Source organism: Tigheibacillus halophilus (assembly GCF_042683165.1).
Lineage (GTDB): Bacteria > Bacillota > Bacilli > Bacillales > Amphibacillaceae > Tigheibacillus > Tigheibacillus halophilus.
In genome coordinates, this window is the sequence record NZ_JBHUIZ010000015.1 from 58,556 (window position 1) to 76,980 (window position 18,425).

At 42.1% G+C, this 18,425-nt stretch carries 14 protein-coding genes; 11 read left to right on the plus strand and 3 right to left on the minus strand.

Annotated features, from left to right (window positions below; all coding sequences use genetic code 11):
* The first annotated feature begins 91 nt into the window (after window positions 1-91).
* Together ACFSMW_RS16250 and ACFSMW_RS16255 are read left to right on the plus strand one after the other, a co-directional pair.
* A complete protein-coding gene (locus ACFSMW_RS16250; RefSeq protein WP_390357348.1) occupies window positions 92-727 on the plus strand; it encodes an HlyD family secretion protein in 636 nt (211 codons plus the stop codon).
* 12 nt (window positions 728-739) lie between these two features.
* Window positions 740-2,608, plus strand: a complete 1,869-nt coding sequence (locus tag ACFSMW_RS16255; RefSeq protein ID WP_390357349.1) for a DHA2 family efflux MFS transporter permease subunit — start codon at window positions 740-742, stop codon at window positions 2,606-2,608.
* Between the two features lie 366 nt (window positions 2,609-2,974).
* On the opposite strand, the gene ACFSMW_RS16260 is transcribed toward ACFSMW_RS16255, so the two are convergent.
* Entirely contained in the window at window positions 2,975-3,823 is an 849-nt protein-coding gene (locus ACFSMW_RS16260; RefSeq protein WP_390357350.1) for an MBL fold metallo-hydrolase, read from the minus strand.
* Between the two features lie 646 nt (window positions 3,824-4,469).
* On the opposite strand from ACFSMW_RS16260, the gene ACFSMW_RS16265 reads away from it, so the two are divergent.
* The 8 genes from ACFSMW_RS16265 to ACFSMW_RS16300 all read left to right on the plus strand — a co-directional run bounded on the left by ACFSMW_RS16265 (window position 4,470) and on the right by ACFSMW_RS16300 (window position 10,901).
* Entirely contained in the window at window positions 4,470-5,069 is a 600-nt protein-coding gene (locus ACFSMW_RS16265) for a TetR/AcrR family transcriptional regulator (RefSeq protein WP_390357351.1), read from the plus strand.
* 11 nt (window positions 5,070-5,080) lie between these two features.
* On the plus strand, window positions 5,081-5,551 hold the full coding sequence (locus tag ACFSMW_RS16270; protein ID WP_390357352.1) for a DUF2269 family protein: 471 nt from the start codon (window positions 5,081-5,083) through the stop codon (window positions 5,549-5,551).
* 14 nt (window positions 5,552-5,565) lie between these two features.
* On the plus strand, window positions 5,566-6,009 hold the full coding sequence (locus ACFSMW_RS16275) for a DoxX family protein (RefSeq protein ID WP_390357353.1): 444 nt from the start codon (window positions 5,566-5,568) through the stop codon (window positions 6,007-6,009).
* 382 nt (window positions 6,010-6,391) lie between these two features.
* Window positions 6,392-6,811: a cytidine deaminase gene (locus ACFSMW_RS16280; RefSeq protein ID WP_390357354.1), complete on the plus strand. Its 420-nt coding sequence runs from the start codon at window positions 6,392-6,394 to the stop codon at window positions 6,809-6,811.
* Window positions 6,812-7,159: 348 nt separating this feature from the next.
* Window positions 7,160-7,363 (plus strand): hypothetical protein, encoded by a 204-nt coding sequence (locus ACFSMW_RS16285; protein WP_390357355.1) that lies wholly within the window; start codon window positions 7,160-7,162, stop codon window positions 7,361-7,363.
* A 289-nt stretch (window positions 7,364-7,652) separates the two neighbouring features.
* On the plus strand, window positions 7,653-8,939 hold the full coding sequence (locus ACFSMW_RS16290; protein ID WP_390357356.1) for an ABC transporter substrate-binding protein: 1,287 nt from the start codon (window positions 7,653-7,655) through the stop codon (window positions 8,937-8,939).
* A 205-nt stretch (window positions 8,940-9,144) separates the two neighbouring features.
* Entirely contained in the window at window positions 9,145-10,086 is a 942-nt protein-coding gene (locus ACFSMW_RS16295) for a carbohydrate ABC transporter permease (protein WP_390357668.1), read from the plus strand.
* The gene (locus ACFSMW_RS16300; protein ID WP_390357357.1) at window positions 10,083-10,901 is read left to right on the plus strand and encodes a carbohydrate ABC transporter permease; all 819 of its coding nucleotides are present in this window, start codon (window positions 10,083-10,085) and stop codon (window positions 10,899-10,901) included. Before ACFSMW_RS16295 ends, ACFSMW_RS16300 begins: the two co-directional genes overlap by 4 nt.
* Before the next feature lie 266 nt (window positions 10,902-11,167).
* Here ACFSMW_RS16300 and ACFSMW_RS16305 read toward each other — a convergent pair whose 3' ends face one another.
* Window positions 11,168-12,202, minus strand: coding sequence for an aldose epimerase family protein (locus tag ACFSMW_RS16305; RefSeq protein WP_390357358.1), 1,035 nt, complete (start codon window positions 12,200-12,202; stop codon window positions 11,168-11,170).
* A 702-nt stretch (window positions 12,203-12,904) separates the two neighbouring features.
* Window positions 12,905-13,789 (minus strand): fructose bisphosphate aldolase, encoded by an 885-nt coding sequence (locus ACFSMW_RS16310; RefSeq protein WP_390357359.1) that lies wholly within the window; start codon window positions 13,787-13,789, stop codon window positions 12,905-12,907.
* A gap of 475 nt (window positions 13,790-14,264) precedes the next feature.
* Between ACFSMW_RS16310 and ACFSMW_RS16315 the strand changes: the two genes are divergently transcribed.
* Complete coding sequence (locus ACFSMW_RS16315; protein ID WP_390357360.1) at window positions 14,265-18,377, plus strand: endo-alpha-N-acetylgalactosaminidase family protein; 4,113 nt, start codon at window positions 14,265-14,267, stop codon at window positions 18,375-18,377.
* Window positions 18,378-18,425: the final 48 nt, after the last annotated feature.

Sequence of the window (18,425 nt, forward strand, 5' to 3'; positions counted from 1 at the left end):
CTGACGGTAAAAATTGAAAATGGCCTGCAAACTTTCTGCATCAATGATATATATGGAATTTAGCAAAAAGGAAATGAAGGGAATGGCGTGTATGAGTGCTAAGAAAATGATCATGATTAATATCATCGTATTAATCATTTTAATTGGTGGCGGGATCGCAGGCTACTATTTCTATTATCAAGCTGCCAATTATGTGAAAACCGATGATGCGAAAATCGAAGGAAAAATGATCACGATAGGTTCTCCAGCAGATGGGAAGCTGTCTGATTGGGATGCCGTTGTAGGTAAGAAATATGAAAAAGGTGAAAAAATCGGTGAAATAGAAGCTGCATCGGGAAATGGTGTCGCAAAGAAGGCTATTACAATACCACAGGATGCAACCATTGTTAAAGAGGATGGCGTGAAAAATGCGATGATCGGCGCGGGTACAAAATTGGCGCAGGCGTTCGATTTAAAAGATTTGTGGATTACAGCCAATATTGATGAAAGCGACATTGACCATGTGAAAACTGGTAAATCTGTAGACATTGTCGTGGATGCGTATAATGACACAACCCTGACCGGTAAGGTAGAACAGATTGGTCTTGCTACGAAAGACACGTTTTCTCTGCTGCCATCCAGCGGGGATAATGACGATAATGTCATTCCAGTCAAAATATCGATAGACGATTACAAAGGACTTCGCCTTGTTCCAGGAATTAACGCACACGTCAAGATTGACCGATAGGAGGGTGACTGCATGTCCTTCATGATGACAGGATACATTATATTTGCATTGCTTGTGCTTGTTTTGGTCAATATTGCTCTGCGTGTATCAAGTAAAAAAAAGGCGGCACATGCGAAACAACAAGAAATGAACCGCTTGATGGACGATGATCCAGCGAAAAATACGATACAAGAAATACAACAGGAAGATGAGCAAGAGCCGTTTTACAGGAAGACTGAGCGGAGAAATAAGCCTTCTGTAGAAAACGATTTGAATGATAAAAATCAGCGAGTAAATAAAGAAGAGGATGAATCTGTTTCAGACCCCAGAGCGATTAAAAAAGGTCCGCTGATGACGGTCATGCTGCTCGGGGCGTTTGCGGCAATTTTAAACCAGACGCTGTTAAATGTCGCAGTACCGAAAATTATGGAAGACTTCGATGTTTCCGCCAGCACTGCACAATGGCTGACAACGGCATATATGCTTGTCAATGGGGTATTAATTCCCGTAACAGCCTTTTTGATGCGGTCGTTTTCTACTAGGAAAATATTCATTACTGCGATGGGCTTGTTTGCGGTTGGTACGATCCTTTGCAGTTTTTCCCCGACGTTCTTCGTTTTGCTTTTAGGAAGGATTGTTCAGGCGTCAGGTGCAGGAATGCTGATGCCATTGTTAATGAATGTGTTTTTAACCATTTTTCCTCCCGAAAAACGCGGCGCAGCGATGGGAACGGTCGGTATTGTAATCATGTTTGCACCAGCTATCGGCCCGACGCTTTCCGGCTGGATTGTGGAGCATTATTCATGGCGTGTCTTATTCTACGTCGTGCTGCCATTTGTCATTGTTGACATTATCTTGGCGTATTTTCTATTGAAGAATGTACTGAAATTGACCTATCCAAAGATCGATATTTCGGGGATCATTCTTTCTACCATTGCTCTCGGTGGACTGCTGTATGGATTCAGCGAAGCTGGAAATGATGGCTGGGGCGCAACAAAGGTTGTTCTCTGGTTTGTCATCGGCGGGATTGCACTTCTGTTATTTATCTGGCGTGAATTAGTTGCAGATGAGCCAATGCTGGAACTTCGCGTTTTTAAGTACAATATGTTTACACTTTCAAGCATTATCCGCCTCATTGCTGTAATGGCGATGTTTTCAGCTATGCTGCTGATTCCGATTTATATGCAGACCATTCGTGGGTATACTCCATTGGAATCCGGATTGCTTCTGTTGCCAGGTGCAATTCTGATGGGGATTTTTCAGCCGATTACCGGGATATTGTTCGATAAAATCGGAGCGCGTCCACTGGCTTTGGTTGGTTTGGCATTGACTGTTTGGACAACATGGGAATTGCATGATTTATCCGCGACCACATCTTTTTCGTTCATCATGGTCATTTATGCACTTCGCATGGTTGGACTGGCCGGTGTGATGATGCCGATTATGACAACGGGCCTCAACCAGCTTCCACAGCGCCTAAGTGCTCACGGAACTGCCATGGCTAACACGCTGCAGCAGGTTGCTGGATCCGTTGGGACAGCTGTGATGGTTTCTATTTATACGGCGCAGACGAAAACGCATATGGGAATGATCGGCAACAAGATGACATCAGAACATACGCACCAACAGTTCTCAGATCTCGTCCACCAGCTGATGGGAGCGATGGGGATGTCAGCCGATGCTGCGGGTGCTGCCGGGCAACAGATGATTTACGGCCAGGCATATAAACAGGCATTGATTGAGGGAATGAACGATTCATTCTTTGTTGCCACCATTTTGGCTGCTATCGCGTTTGTTTTGTCGTTGTTCCTAAAGCGCACCTATCCGCCTGATGAGGATTTGGCAACAGATTCTCCGAAAGAAAAAGAAACAACTGACACACCAATGGCCAACGAAGGGTAGCACAACAGTGTTCCTGTGTTGGTAAATAAACGGGGCTCTAGCATTCATGATGCTGGGGCTTCTTTTTAAAATAATGATATATGTAGCAGTTCCTTTATACGGTTTTTCCAGGCGTAAAAGATGGGCAAGCGAGGTGTGGTTGGAAAAATGCAATGACAGGTTAGTTATCAGGATGATCTGACTGAATGACTGTAGGTGCAGTGAACCGGAGCCATGTCAATACAATGTATAAACAGTAACTCCAATCGTTTATGTACAGGGAGTTACTGTTTTTATATACAGTGCATTATTGTAGTTATGAAAGAAAGTGTGCATGAAAAGCCATCTCATGTTAAATGGAGATGGCTGCTGTGGAAATATATAGGATTAATCTAAGTGCATAACATGGTCATTCACAAATGCTTTTATGAAGAATAATTCATTATCATTTGGGTTTCTTTTATTTTCTAACTTAAAACACTGTAAAGCTTTCTCTAGTGATGAAGATTTTACAGCTTGACTGGATGCTGTTAACTCATTCCAATATATATTCATTTCATCTGAATCGCAAATAGATTCATGCCCAAGCAGGAACATGTCAGCATCATATTTTTGAATATCTTTAATCATGGGCAATAACTGTGATTGTTTAAAATGAAATAAAGAATTTGTGGTCGTCCCATATGCACAATCACCTAAAAAAACAACTTTTTCATCAGGTATATAAGCGATTGTAGCGTCTTCTGTATGGGTGCTTTTGATTTTTTCAAGCATGCAAATTTTATTTCCCAAATCGATAGTTAATGTATTTTCAAAGACTATCTCTGGGGATTTCAACTTGAAATTATCTCTGTTCGGTATATCAGCTCGTATTATCTTCATGCACATCGAGTTCATCTGGTTAGTATTCACGTACTTTTCCAGTGAACTGTCATCATAGGAATAGTTTTGCCATTCTTTTATTATTTCGTTTGTTTGACTGTTAACGATAACAGTTGCATCAAATTCATTCATACCTAGGAAATGGTCCCAATGAGCATGTGTTATAACCACGTATTTAACCGGCGGTACATTTAGTTTCTCAATTTCCAGTTGAAAATCTTTAGCATGTTGAGCTGAATTACCAGGGTCTATGATTAGACTATATCGGTTACCACATACCAATCCCAATGTTGGACGTTCCCTGTCATCTTGATTGGATAAATAATAAATAGTATCGCTTAATTTATTTAACATGTTATATCTCCTCATTCCATTAATAATAATTCCATGAAAGAGAAAATCTGCATGTGTATGCTAAAGCCAAAAAAGTAACATAAGATTTTCTCATTTTACTTTTTTACCATTGGACTTGTACCTCCCTAATTTATTAAAGAGAATTATAACATGCCAGGTATGCTATAGGTATCATTTTTATGAAAAATTTGAATTTTTTATTTCGAGCAGCAAACAAAGCGCGGCAGTAGTTTTAGTATTTTTCAACATTTCTTGTGCATATTATAAATCTTTAACATTGCAAAACCTCATTAAAAGGGATGGCAATGACCGTGCATTGCGTTTATGATGGCGTTGCCACTGCAAAGACTAATCGAATGGGAACTTAATAAAGTGTTTTAGCTGTCTCGGGTGCAAGGGAGAAATTGTCTAAACGGTAATCACTGATCTTGCTTGCCCAAGCGGGATTTCCCAACAAGGTACTGCCTGTTTGTAAGATCGTATTCTCCGCGTTACACATTTTCTGCGGTAATTAATGTTAAACAGGTAATCGGATAAGAAAAAAGATTTATTTCAATTTTTATTTTATTACTTTACAAACCGCCGGTCGGTATGTAATAATGACCTTACAAATTTAAAAAATGCTAGCAATAAAGGATGAAATGTATTGGATCGGGAATCGAAACGAAAAAGGACAAAAGAGTTACTATTGGACACAACAAAAGATTTAGTACAAGAAAAAGGGTGTAACAATATGACCCTGAACGACATTATCAAACGTACGAAACTTTCCAAAGGAGCTATATACCATTATGTAAGGAGCAAGGATGAACTATTGGCATTAGTTTTACAGGAGAGAATGGAAAAAATTAATGATCGTTTTTTTGAAAAAGTAAATGAAGGTAAAAAAGAATTTGAGGGGCCTATGAAAGAAATCGTTAGAAAACTGCCGTCACTTCAAGACCCCCTCGATGCGACAAATCGAATCTTTCTTTATTTGTTATCGAAGCACAATCAGCCAATTGTCAGTGAAATCATCAATAAATTTTACGACCAGGCCGTTCGGCTATCCAAACAATGGATTACAGCTGGTCAGCATGCTGGGGTCATCCCCTTATCAGTCAATGCAGATAGGACAGCAGAATTATTCATATTGATTTCCTACGGGTTCCGTGTGCGAAATTCCATTTCCAATGATTCTCATGCATTCAGTACAGATGATTTTTCAATACTTATGGCGGACTTGCTGGAAGCGAAACAAACATAAAAGAAAGGGGGGTGGACTCTTTGAACGTTTTGTTGTTTTTGCATATTTTTGGAGTAGTTATTTTTCTTGGGAACATTGTCACGGCAGCGTTTTGGAAAGTTAGAGCTGATATGAAAAGGGATCCTGAGTTTATCCATCACACTGTGAAAAACATTATGTTGGCTGATTTCCTCTTTACACTGCCTGGATTAATCTTAATCATTGTTTCCGGTATTCTAATGTCTGTCCAATCAGGCTATTCCATGATGACTTTCAATTGGCTAACCTTGTCAATATTCCTGTTCGTATTAACCGGCATCCTTTGGCTGGCGATACTCATCCCCATACAGCGAAGTATGATCCGTCACAGTAGCTGTGCCATAGACAATGGCATCATCTCGAATAAGTATAGAAGAGCATCTCGTTATTGGGCAATCTTTGGAATTGCAGCTACCTTATTACCTGTGGTTATTTTGTATATGATGGTTACAAAAACATTTTAATTTAACGAGAGGGGATGAATGAAATAGCTCCATTTATTGTTCTAATTGTTTCATTTCTGATGTTTAGTGTCATTGGTTTTTTTGAATTTCCTTTGGACGAATGGCAGACATCATTGCGCCTGGCCATTGCTGTTATGTTTCTATTTACGGCAATGGCTCATTGGGGAAAAAGACGTGCAGGTCTTATTAACATGGTGCCTCCATCGTTGCCAAATCCTAATTTCATCGTAACATTGACGGGAATACTAGAGATTATTGGTGCTATAGGTCTACTAATACCGCTCACTTCTAAAATCGCTTCGATATGCCTGGCAATTTTACTAATTGTTATGTTTCCAGCTAATATTCATGCTGCAAAGTTAAGTGTAAAGATTGGTGAAAGCCCCGTAACGTCTTTGTTACCTAGAACTGTCCTTCAAATAATCTTTGTGACAACGGTGATTTTAGCAGGAACATAATAAAAATAAATTTCAAATAAATGTTTAAAAACATACAGCATCTTTGGATCACAATGGTAAACTTGTATGTACAGATTATGGTATGACAAAAAGTTATATGAAGAGGAATGGGCTCCTTTGGCTGAAGCAGGCATACTTCCGCAGATATACTTTGATTGCTGCAACACTTGTGGTATAGAAAAGGAGCTGCGTATGTACGGTGATAACGATATAGACAAACAGTGCTTTGAGTGTGGAAAGGAGTAGGCGAGACAACTTGCTAATCAGACATCAACCTTGTATCAATCTGGTATGCCATTGGATATATAAGAGGTATTGAATTGAATAATATGTAGAATGAAAAGGAGTTTGAAGCAATTTTTTTTAGAAAGAGGGAGATAAAATGAACATTGAACAAAAACTCTATGATGAAGCAATTGATTTGTTGAAAAACAGATATCCTTCCGGTTGGGGTGGTGCAGCAGCAATGTATACTGAGGATGGTCAGGTACTAACGAGTGTAGCGCCAGATGTGATCAACGCCTCAACGGAACTATGTATTGAAACAGGTGCAATTCTCGAAGCACATAAGTTAAATAAAAAGATTACCCATTCTTTGTGCGTAGTGCGGGATGATGAGAATTCTGGGTTTAAAATTCTAACGCCTTGTGGCGTTTGCCAAGAAAGACTGCTTTATTGGGGAACAGATGTCAAAGCAGCGATAACTTCTGAAGATAAGAACCTAACGTTTAAAACCTTAAAGGAAATACAGCCATTTCATTGGACACGGGCTTATGATGATAAAGATTTATATGATGAATAAGTTCAGAAAACGGACGTTTTAACGGAATAAAGGGTTGCTCTCAGCCAAATTGCGAAGTAAGGTATATAACATACGAATAATCGGTTGGATAGAGGAATATCACAGTGTATTCGAATATGAAGGGGGAGCGTAAAATTGGGTGAGTGGAAGGGACTTATAAAGGATTCAAAACCCTGTTGGGAACAGAATGCTGCCCCCGTTATCCTCTTTCGTTTCAAAAAGATAAACCATCCATCTTTTTTATAAATGGTTCAGAGCATATTAGTAATAGCAAATGCCTTCTTGGGCCAATAAGGCCCTGCCTAAGAATCAGGTCAGATTATGTAACAAGGGTGTGGGGGTGGAGGTATGTCCAAGGGTTTAAAAATAATGTTGTTTTGGTCAGTAGCAGCCCCTGTTATGATTACAATCATTCGTATTATCAAAGATTATTTTATGGGCGAGGATTTTGATTTGATATCATATTCAGCTATTTTCCTGGGCTTTGCTTTCGGAGGGGTACTATTTATGGGACCGATAAATTATTTTATATCAAAATCTAAAGGAGACTGATTACATATTCGATTTTGGAATAAGACATCAACGCACGTTATTGAACAAGTGAGCTATATGATGGCAAGCTAAATATAAAACCTAGTTTGCTGTGGTTTTTTTGATCAGACTTTAGCCAGCCCAATTAACAATCCTCCTGGCTGAAATCTTAAAATAGTGAAGCAAATAGTAAAAAAGTACAGTAATTTTTCCGTCCAGGCTGGGCGGTTTTCTTTTATAATGATATTTGTAAGCGTTATCAGCAAAGGGGTACGTTTATAGAATCAGTAAACAAAAGGGGGAATATGCATTGAAAAAGCTTTATGGACTTATAGTATTGCTTGCCCTGGCGATGGTAGTGGCTGCTTGTGGCTCAGATGATGCCGGCGGAAAATCCGCTGACAAAGATAAGAAAAGCGGCGGCAAGAACCAGGTAGAAATTTTCAGTTGGTGGACAGGAGCGGGTGAAGAAGATGGCTTGCTGGCGCTGATTGACAAATTTCAGGAAGAAAACTCTGATCTGAAGGTCAAAAATGCAGCTGTTGCCGGAGGTGCCGGAACGAATGCGAAGGCAGTTCTTGCGACTAGAATGCAGGGCGATGATCCGCCATCGACTTTCCAGGTGCACGGTGGGGAAGAATTGAACAAGAGTTGGGTCGCGGCAGACAAGATGGAGACGCTCGATGGCTTATACAAAGAAAATGATTGGATGGATAAGTTTCCGAAAGACTTGATCGACTTGGTCAGCAGTGATGGCAAAATTTATTCCGTGCCAGTGGATATCCACCGCGGTAATGTCATTTTCTATAACAAGAAAGTATTTAAAGACAACGGTATCGATGTGCCAAAAACATTCGATGAGTTTGTTGCTGCGGCTGACAAACTGAAAAAAGCAGATATCACACCGCTTGCAATGGGTGACAAAGAATCATGGACGGCTACGATGATTTTTGAAAATGTGCTGCTTGCGGAACTTGGCCCTGATGATTATCAGAAGCTGTTCAAAGGCGATATCGCATTTGATGACAAGCGTGTCGTAAACGCTGCCAAAAAGTTTGGCAAATTGCTTGATTATATCAATGATGATCATGCATCACGCAACTGGCAAGACTCAGCACAGCTTGTTGCCAATGGCGATGCAGCGATGCTAAACATGGGTGACTGGGCAAAAGGTTATTTCGTCAATGATCTTGATTTGAAAACAAATGAAGATTTCGGTTACTTTGCCTTCCCTGATACAGATAAAGATTTCACCATTATCACAGACACATTCGGCTTGCCTAAAGGGGTAGACAATCCGGATCAAGTCAAGAAATTCTTGACTTTCCTGGGATCAACTGAAGCACAGGATATCTTCAACCCGCTGAAAGGATCCATCCCGGCACGTGTTGATGCGGATGAGTCCAAGTATGATGATTATGGCAAGGATACGATGAAAGATTTCAAAGAAACCACATTGGTTCCAAGTCTTGCTCACGGTTCAGCTGCATCAGAAGGTTTCCTGACAAAAGCGAACCAGGCAGTCAATATCTTCGTTACACAAAAAGATGTTGATACATTGATTCAAGCACTGAAGAACGCGGCACCGGAAATGTAAAGAATTACCGGTCGCCTCAAGTTGTACAATCGGCATGGCACTTGAGGAGACAGGGCTGAAGGTGCTGGTTGAAAAAAAGGTGGAGCTGCCGGCAAGCAAGGCAGCTCCTCGTTTTTTTAAGCGGAAAGAAGAGGGCAGCGCAGTAATTCACTTTACGCTTGGCGAACGCCAAATTTTCAAGCTGGCTATAGCAAGGAGGTTGTATATGGCTAAGGCAGTACAAGCAAAACGTAAAAAGAAAATCACCAAAGACCAATGGACAGCATTTGGCTTTTTAATGCCTTCATTCATTTTAATTCTCGTATTTGTGTACGGGTTCATCAGCTGGACCGGTTATGTATCACTTAGTAATTATAATACGATCGTACCGGATTTTTCATTTGCCGGATTGAAAAACTACATCTATTTATTCCATGATTTTCGCTTCCAGTCAGATTTGCGCAATACCGTTTTCTTCACGATCTTTTTCATCTTGATGGTCATTGTATTGGGGGGCGGGTTTGCCATCCTGATCGATCAGAAGCTGAAAGGGGAAAGCTTCTTCCGTAATATATTCCTGTTCCCGATGGCACTTTCTTTCATCGTTACAGGGGTAGTGTGGCAATGGCTTTTGAATCCTTCTACAGGTTTCAATAAATTTTTAAGTGTGTTCGGTATTCATCCGAAATGGTATACGGATACGAATATTTTGGCTGGATTCAAATGGGGGAGCATCGAATTCGGTGTTCCGGTCGCCATTATTGCTGTTGTCATTGCTGCTGTGTGGCAAATGACCGGCTTTTCGATGGCGATGTATCTTGCAGGTCTGCGCGGAATACCGGACGAACTTAGGGAAGCGGCACGCATGGACGGAGCGTCGGAATTTCAAGTATATCGCAAAGTCGTACTGCCAATGCTGGCACCGATAACGGTCAGCGTCATCATTATCATGGCACATATATCTTTGAAAATTTTCGACCTGATTTATGCAATGACCGGAGCAGGTGCGAATTTTGTCACCGATGTTCCCGGGGTTTACATGTTTGAAACGACTTTCCGCGGTAATTATTACGCCAATGGTGCGGCAATCGCGATCATTATGCTGCTGCTTGTAGCAGTGTTCATCGTGCCATATCTATGGTCGGCAAGAAAGGGTGATAAGGCATGAGGGCTTATATCGGCAAGCCAATAAAATACGGTATTTTGATACTGTTTTCCATTATATTCCTGATGCCTGTCTACGTCATCATTGTCACCAGTTTGAAGCCAAATAGCGAGGTTTCCTTGGAGAACATGTGGAAGCTGCCGACAGCGATTGATTTTCATGCATATGCGGACGCTTTTTCCCATCTGGCTCCGAATTTGCTGAACAGCCTCTACCTCGTGATTCCGGCAACTTTATTGTCGGCTTTGCTTGGCGCAATGAACGGCTATGTGCTGTCCAAGTGGCGATTCAAAGGCTCTGAAACACTATTTACGATCATTTTGTTCGGGATGTTCATCCCATATCAGAGCATTTTGATTCCGATGATCCAGTTTCTGCGCAACATCGAATTGTATAACACGATTCCAGGACTGATCCTGGTTCACGTCGTGTATGGAATCCCGATCACGACGTTGATGTTCCGCAATTTTTATGCCAATATCCCTGATGAAATGCTGGAGTCCGCACAGATTGACGGAGCAAATTTCCTTGGGATTTTTCGGCATATCATTGTTCCGCTGTCGATCACAGGATTCGTCGTGGTGGCCATCTGGCAGTTTACGAATATCTGGAATGAATTCCTGTTTGCTGTGACAGTGACCACATCAGATAATCAGCCTGTCATGGTAGCCCTGCAAAATCTATCCGGCAGTCAGATCGTTCAGTGGAACGTGCAAATGGCCGGAGCGCTGATTGCTGCCCTGCCGACATTGATCGTCTATATTTTATTGGGTAAATATTTTGTAAGAGGATTGCTGGCAGGATCCGTGAAAGGATAATGCTTGAAGTGTTGGGCGCTGGGATGGTATCGGGCAAAGCCTTTCGCAACAGCGACAGTCGATAGAATGGGTACTTCACGGGCGTCGAGCAATCGGGCGAGTTTCGAGCGGAATCGCGTTGAACTTAAGTAGTGAACATTGGAAAAAGAGCAGCGCTCAATAGAACCGGGAGAACTTTTAAATTAGAAACAGGCCATCTTAAAAACCATGCTGTTTACAAGCCAATAAAGATTTCTGGCTTTTAACAGCATGGTTTTTTTATTCTATTAATGTATTCCAAATTGAAAAACTGTCTGGTGCTGGTATGTTTCTTCCGGCCTCAGTAAAATTTCCGGAAAGTCTGTATGATTCAAAGCTGCTGGGTGGGCCTGTGTTTCCAAACAAAATCCTAAGTGCTTTCTGGAACGTCCACTCTGGAGCGGGAGTCCATCCTCCAGTCCGTTAGCAGTATACAAGACTACCCCGGGCTGCGTAGTGGTAACGGTCATTGTCCGGCCGCTGATTGGCTCCGTGACGAGCATTTCGTGGGCTGCATGATTATCAAAAATGAAAAAGTGATCGTATCCGCCGCCGACAATTTGATTTTGACTGTCCCCGTTCAACAAGCCGTCCTCGAAAAACTTTCCACTGCGAAAATCAAAAGGTGTGCCCTCAGTTGAGAGCAATTTTCCAGTCGGAATCAGCTCATTGTCGAGCTCCGCAAAGTTGTTGGCCGGCATTTGCACATGGTGTCTGCCGACTGTATCTTGCAAATTCCCGCTTAGATTAAAGTAGGAATGATTGGTAAGCGCCAGGGGAGTTGTTTTGTCTGTTGTTGCGTGATAGTCGATCGTCAACTTGTTGGCATTGTCGAGTGTGTATGTCACTTGAGCGCTAACTGTACCAGGGTAGCCTCCTTCGCCATCGGGGCTAGTATGACGGAGAGTGACTCCAACTTTGTCATTCTCCCGAAACGGCTTCGCGTCCCAAACGGTTTGCTGAAAGCCGTGTTTGCCGCTATGTAAATGATGACTTCCTTCATTTTGTTCGAGGCTGTAAGTTTGGCCCTCGATAGTGAATCTGGCGTCTTTGATCCGGCCAGCCACTCTGCCGATGGTCGCCCCGAAACAGTTCGGGTTTTCTTCGTAATCATGGTAGTTTTCATATCCCAGCACAACATTTTCGAGGTGTCCACGTTTGTCCGGTACAAGCATTTTAGTAATAATGCCGCCAAAATCCAGGACACCCACTTGCATGCCATGGTCATTTTCCAATAGGTATTCATGCCATTTGCCATTCATCAAGTGTATCGTTACATCCATTTTATGGCCTCCTTTTGTAGGTGGTTTCGTATTCTTTTATCTTTATTGTACACGGCGAGAAATACCGGTTCAATTTTTTAGTAGAAGTTGCGCTTTGAAGAATCGTGGAGAAATACTCAAAGCGATAACTTTCGTAAACTAGCATCCCAATTGTTGATAGAGCGCTTCTATGAGCAATAACTCTATGAAAACGGCGTTGCAGTTGATGATAGAGCCTTCTATAAGCAATAACTCTACGAAAACGGCGTTGCAATTGTTGATAGAGCGCTTCTATGAGCAATAACTCTATGAAAACGGCGTTGCAGTTGTTGATAGAGCCCTTCTATAAGCAATAACTCTACGAAAACGGCGTTGCAATTGTTGATAGAGCGCTTCTATAAGCAATAACTCTACGAAAACGGCGTTGCAATTGTTGATAGAGCCCTTCTATAAGCAATAACTCCTTCAAACTTGCATTCTAATTGCTGATAGAGCCCTGCTCAAAGCAATAACCTCTGCAAAACAGCATCCTAATTGTTGATAGCCCCTCGCTCAAAGCAATGCCTACCCCAAAACCCATGCGCCAATTGTTGATAGAGTCTCTGTCAGAACAATCCCCGCAAAAAAACACCCGCACTTCAATTTTCGCCAAAGCCCAAAAAAAACGCAAAAAAAAACGGGCTGCTTATCAAAACAGTCCGTTTTTCAATATGATCAATCCGATTAGATAGAAGCCTCATAAATGGATTGAACAGCTTTTTCCAATTCAGCATTGAATTCTTCTTCGCTTTGGTTGACGTTCAAATCCTGGCTCAACGCTCTGGAGAAGCTGGCGATCAGGCCGTCGTTTTCTTTCAATTTTTCGTTTGCCACGTCTGTGGAGTATCCGCCGGAAAGTGCGACAACACGTACCACGCGTGGGTGGTCGATTAATTCTTTGTAAGTGTTGGTTTTTGTAGGAATTGTCACTTTCAGCATGACATTCTGGTCTTCACTTAAGTTGTTGAGGTGGTCCAGAATTTCCGCTTTCAGCATTTCTTCGCATTTTTCTTTTTCAGGGCTGTTGATGTCTACTTCAGGTTCGATGATCGGAACAAGGCCGGCTGCAATAATTTGTTTGCCGACTTCAAACTGCTGATCAACGACAGCTTTAATGCCCTCTGCGTTTGGTTCTTTAATGACGGAACGCATTTTTGTACCAAAAATATGGCGTTCGTTCGCGCGCTTCAGCAGCTCGTCCAATTCTGGCATTGGTTTCATAACCTGTACACCGTTGGATTCTTCTGCAAGGCCTTTGTCTACTTTCAAGAAAGGAACGATGCCTTTTTTCTCTGCAAGATAGTCTGCAGTGTAAAGGCCTTCGATTTTGCTGTCCATTGTTTGTTCAAACAGGATAGCACCCAAAATGTATTTTGGATCAAATGCAGGGGACGTGATGATTCTTGTTCGCATTTGGTGTACGAGATCGAACATTTCCTCCTGGTTTGAAAATGCATCTTCTGAAACACCGTATGCAGCAAGTGCTTTTGGTGTACTGCCGCCGCTTTGGTCCAAAGCTGCGATGAAACCTTTGTCGTTTTTGATTCTGTCAAATTGACTTTGTTGCATCAATTCCACTCCTCTATAATAATTAAATGAATTTCATCCGTGCATAAAAATTATGCTGAAATGTGTGTAATACATCCTCACAGTGTTATTTTAGCATTAATTTAAGAAATAATGTAGTGTTCTGAACGAGAAAAAACAAGCAAGCGATTTCATTGTTGGATATACATAACTTTCATTTTTACATTTCTTTTTTATTTGACATTCTTTGCATATAATCATTAGGTCCTAAACGAAAATTCTTCAAGAGTCTTTTCCCCTAAATGTATCAATAAATCATGTGGGCCTTTTAACCTAATTTTTAGATTAGTCAATCAAAAAACAATATTAATAAAAAATAAAACAATATTCTTATTGTGAAAGCGTTTTATTTCATGTACGTTTGCCTTGTAGCGAAAAGAGAAGATGGGGGAAGGGGGTGCAGGTTTTTAATTTTGGAAACCGCATCAAGAAGCACATATTTTTGGGAGGGAATACGGTGAAAGGAATTTCCAAGAAAGTAATTTCACTGTTTTTTGCCTGTATGCTACTTTTCCCAAGCATCATGACTGGTAATGGCATAGCCCATGCTGAAGGAAAATCTGACACGAAGAAAATGACGTCGGTGGACAAGCATACAGAAAAAAGTGAAACAGCACAAACATTTCAAACAAAAGCAAGGACATCTTCCAAACAGATATCAACATTTCAAGATGGGGATGCAGAAGTCATCCAGGGTGACGGGAAACTTACATATAACGATGACGGATCAGTCACGTTCGGGGTCACCTCAACAGGTAAAAATAAAGTCATTTTTAACAGCATCAAGGAAATGAAAAATGGCATTTTTGAAGCAGATATCAAGTCCGACAAGGATTTGAATCGTTTCGGCTTCATTTATCGTGTACAAAGTGAATCTACTTATAAGTATGTTGGAACAGGGGATACGAATGAGCAGTATTTTAGTGAAATATTCGGCCCAGCCAACGAATGGACGAGCATGACAAAAGGAACGCCGTTGAAGGCGGACAAGACCTACCATTTACGCATCAAATTCGTTGATGATACGGCAACACTTTATGTAAATGACGAAAAAATCGGTTCCTGGGCCCAGCCAAATGGGGTCGATAAAGCAGGTTCGCTTGGTTTTGAGAAAAGCCGCGGCGCTGCCAATATCACCTTTTCGAATGTGCGTGCACAGGAATACACAACTCCTGAGCCGCCAGAAACGGAACCTATGGAAGAGATGCTTCAATCAGATTATATGGATGTCAAAATCGATAAGGTTTTCCCGCGCGTGATGCAATATCAGGTCGGCGATAAGGTGATGCACGGGCAGGAAACGCCAGTGTATGGTTTGTCAGTAAATGGGATGCTTTATTATCCTGAAGTGGCTTTTGAAAAAGTCAGTGATTCAAAAGCGTTGTACACCATGACTTTTAAGGATGATTTCGAGGACATGGATGCAACGGTGAAAGTGTCCTTGCAAGTGGCAGATAATAAAGTGATTTACCAATTCGAGGATATTAAAAATGCTGGAAAGGCACCGATAGAAACAATCGCATTCCAGGATATGGACTTGATTTCAGCTGATGCGAGCCAGGACGGTGCAGCAGCGAAATTGACCAAATTAAGCGGTGATGTGAACAAGCCGGGCGATACAGATGTCAGCATCAATGACAAGATGGACAATATCGGATCTTCCGCCAGCTACTATACCGCCTTTTTGACAACCGGTGAGCTTAGTGCCGGTGTTTGGACCAGCTCAGAGGTTGACGGATACGGCAATCTGCTTGCCAGCCGTTTTGAAAATGAAGCTGGTGATAAGGCGATGGGCGTACGCTCCAACAAGCTTTATTACCATCGGGATTTCATGCCGGAATCACCGGATGAGAAACCAACAATAAAGATCGCACTTGCTGAAGACATCAATAATGATAACAAAGTAGATTGGCAGGATGCGGCGATTGCTTACCGGGATATCATGCAAGATATCAAGGGATATGAAAATGTGAATAACAATGTTGGCACGCGCATTGCGATGAACTTCGGGTCACAGGCACAGCAGCCATTTTTGAAAACACTGGACAATATCAAAAAAGTTTCTCTTGCAACGGATGATCTTGGGCAGGCAGTTTTGCTGAAAGGATATGGCAATGAAGGGCATGACAGCGCCCATCCGGATTATGGCAATGTTGGGGAACGTATGGGTGGCGCAGCAGATTTGAAGACGCTGACTGACAATGCCCATCAATATAACACTGAGGTCGGTGTCCATATCAATGCCCAGGAAACGTATCCGGAGGCAAAAGCCTTCAACGATGATTTCATCGATGGCCCGGGTTCCAAAGGATGGGGTTGGCTGGATCAAGCTTACACCATTGATAAGATCAAAGATTTAGCTTCTGGCACACGTGCCAAGCGCCTGGATGAGCTGAAGACAGCTGCGCCTGGACTTGCTTTTATCTATCTGGATGTTTGGTACCAGGATCAGTGGGAGTCTGATAGAATCGCCGAACAGCTCATGGATCGAGGATGGAGAGTGTCCACAGAGTTCGGTACCGCTGTGCCGAATTACTCGACATGGCAGCATTGGGCGACTGACAAGAACTATGGTGGTACAGAGAGCAAGGGCATCAATTCTGATGCATTACGTTTTATCAGTAACCATCAGAAGGATTCCTGGGTCTTGAATTGGCCGGAGGCCGGCGGTACCGCAGACCATCCATTATTGGGCGGTTTTGAACTAGCTGGATTTGAGGGCTGGCAGTCGGATAAGAACTTTGATAACTTTATCAAAATGACTTTCGATACAAACCTGCCAACGAAATTTTTACAAAAGTATTATGTAACGAATTGGGAAACGACTGATGGAGACCCAACGAAAACGAATCTTGAAAAAGAAATCAAATTGCAGGATCCAAGCAACGGCGATCAAGTCGTTGTTGCAAGAAAAGCCGATTCCAGAGAGCGCACCATTAAGCTGAATGGTAACGTGATACTCGATGGCAGTCAGTATCTGATTCCTTGGGTCAAGCAGGATTTCAAACACAAGACCGAGGATGCGAAGAAACTGTACCACTGGAACTTAAAAGGCGGTACATCCACCTGGACACTGCCTGATTCACTCAAAGAAGCGAAGGAAGTTACGATGTATCAGCTGACTGATCAAGGCCGCAAAGATAAGCAGACGCTGACTGTAAAAGATGGCCAAATCACGATCAAAGCAGAAGCTGCAACGCCATATATCATTGTCGCAACAGATGATGCAGAAGTGAAAAAACAAGATTGGGAATCAGATGGTCATGTATATGACACTGGATTCAATGCAGGAACAGTAGATGATGCCTATACGGAAATAACCGGCGATGAAAAAGCAGTTACAGTAGATCGCACAAACCAAACTGGCGCTGCCAGAAACTTGAGCAGTGGTGACTACTACCTGCGTGTAGATAGCCCGGCAAAGAAAACGTCGGTATCCAGAACGATTTCTAACTTGGAACCTGGTAAGGACTATGTCGCTGAAGTATATGTGGAAAATGACAGTGACAAAAAAGCGACGCTTGAAGTGACTGGCGGCAAAAAAGATGTCAGCAACTTCACATTGCGCAGCTTGCAAAAGAATTACGTCAAAGCTGATTCGCATGCATCCAATGATGGCTACAACAGTAAAATGCAGCGTATGCAGGTCAGTTTCAAAGCGAAAAGTGACAGTGCAAAGCTGACTTTGAGCCGTGAAGCAGGTGAGGGCGCTACGAAGTTCGATGATATCCGTATCGTGCAGAAGAAGCTGGATAATGATGTATCTGATGATGTCTTCCAGCAGGATTTCGAATCAGTCGTACAGGGCATTTACCCGTTTGTCATCGGTAATACAGAGGGTGTGGAAGATAATCGCATTCATTTGTCCGAGCTGCATGCACCATACACGCAAAAAGGCTGGGCAGACAAAAAGCAAGTTGATGATGTGATTGACGGAAACTGGTCATTGAAAGTGAACACTGGAAACAAGGGATTGGTTTATCGCACGATCCCGCAGCATTTCCACTTTGAACCAGGTGAAAAGTATCAGGTTTCTTTTGACTATCAGACAACAGCTGATGGCTCATATCGATTCATCTCCGGTAATGAGGCTGTTGATGAGAAGAATATTGGTGATGTGAAAGGTTTGGAAGTTAATGAAAAACTTGGTGCTTCCACTGAGACGAAGCGGGCAGAATTCACAGTGAACGGTGCTGAAAACGGTCAGACATACATCGGTATTTTCAGTGACGGGGCAAGCTTGGACATGGATACTGGCGCAGGAACATTCATTTTAGATAACTTGCGCATTGAGAAAGTCCATCAGGCTGCTAATGCTGCCGATATCAAAGATCTAGTGAACACACTTGCTGCTGATGGTGAGATTGATGAGACGATTGTACGTCCGCTGACAGTTCATTTATCGGCAGTAGAGAATTTTGAAACAGCAAAGAAAGCAGATAAAGTGAACAAGCACCTGGAAGGTTTCAAAACATTGCTCAAACATGAAAAAAACAAAGAACATCTGACAGAAAAAGCCTATCAAACATTGTTAGATGCTGCCAACAGCGTAATGGAAAAGTGGCAATAAGATGGGACAGTCCCCCGTTACATTCAAATGATACAGTGATAAACGGCG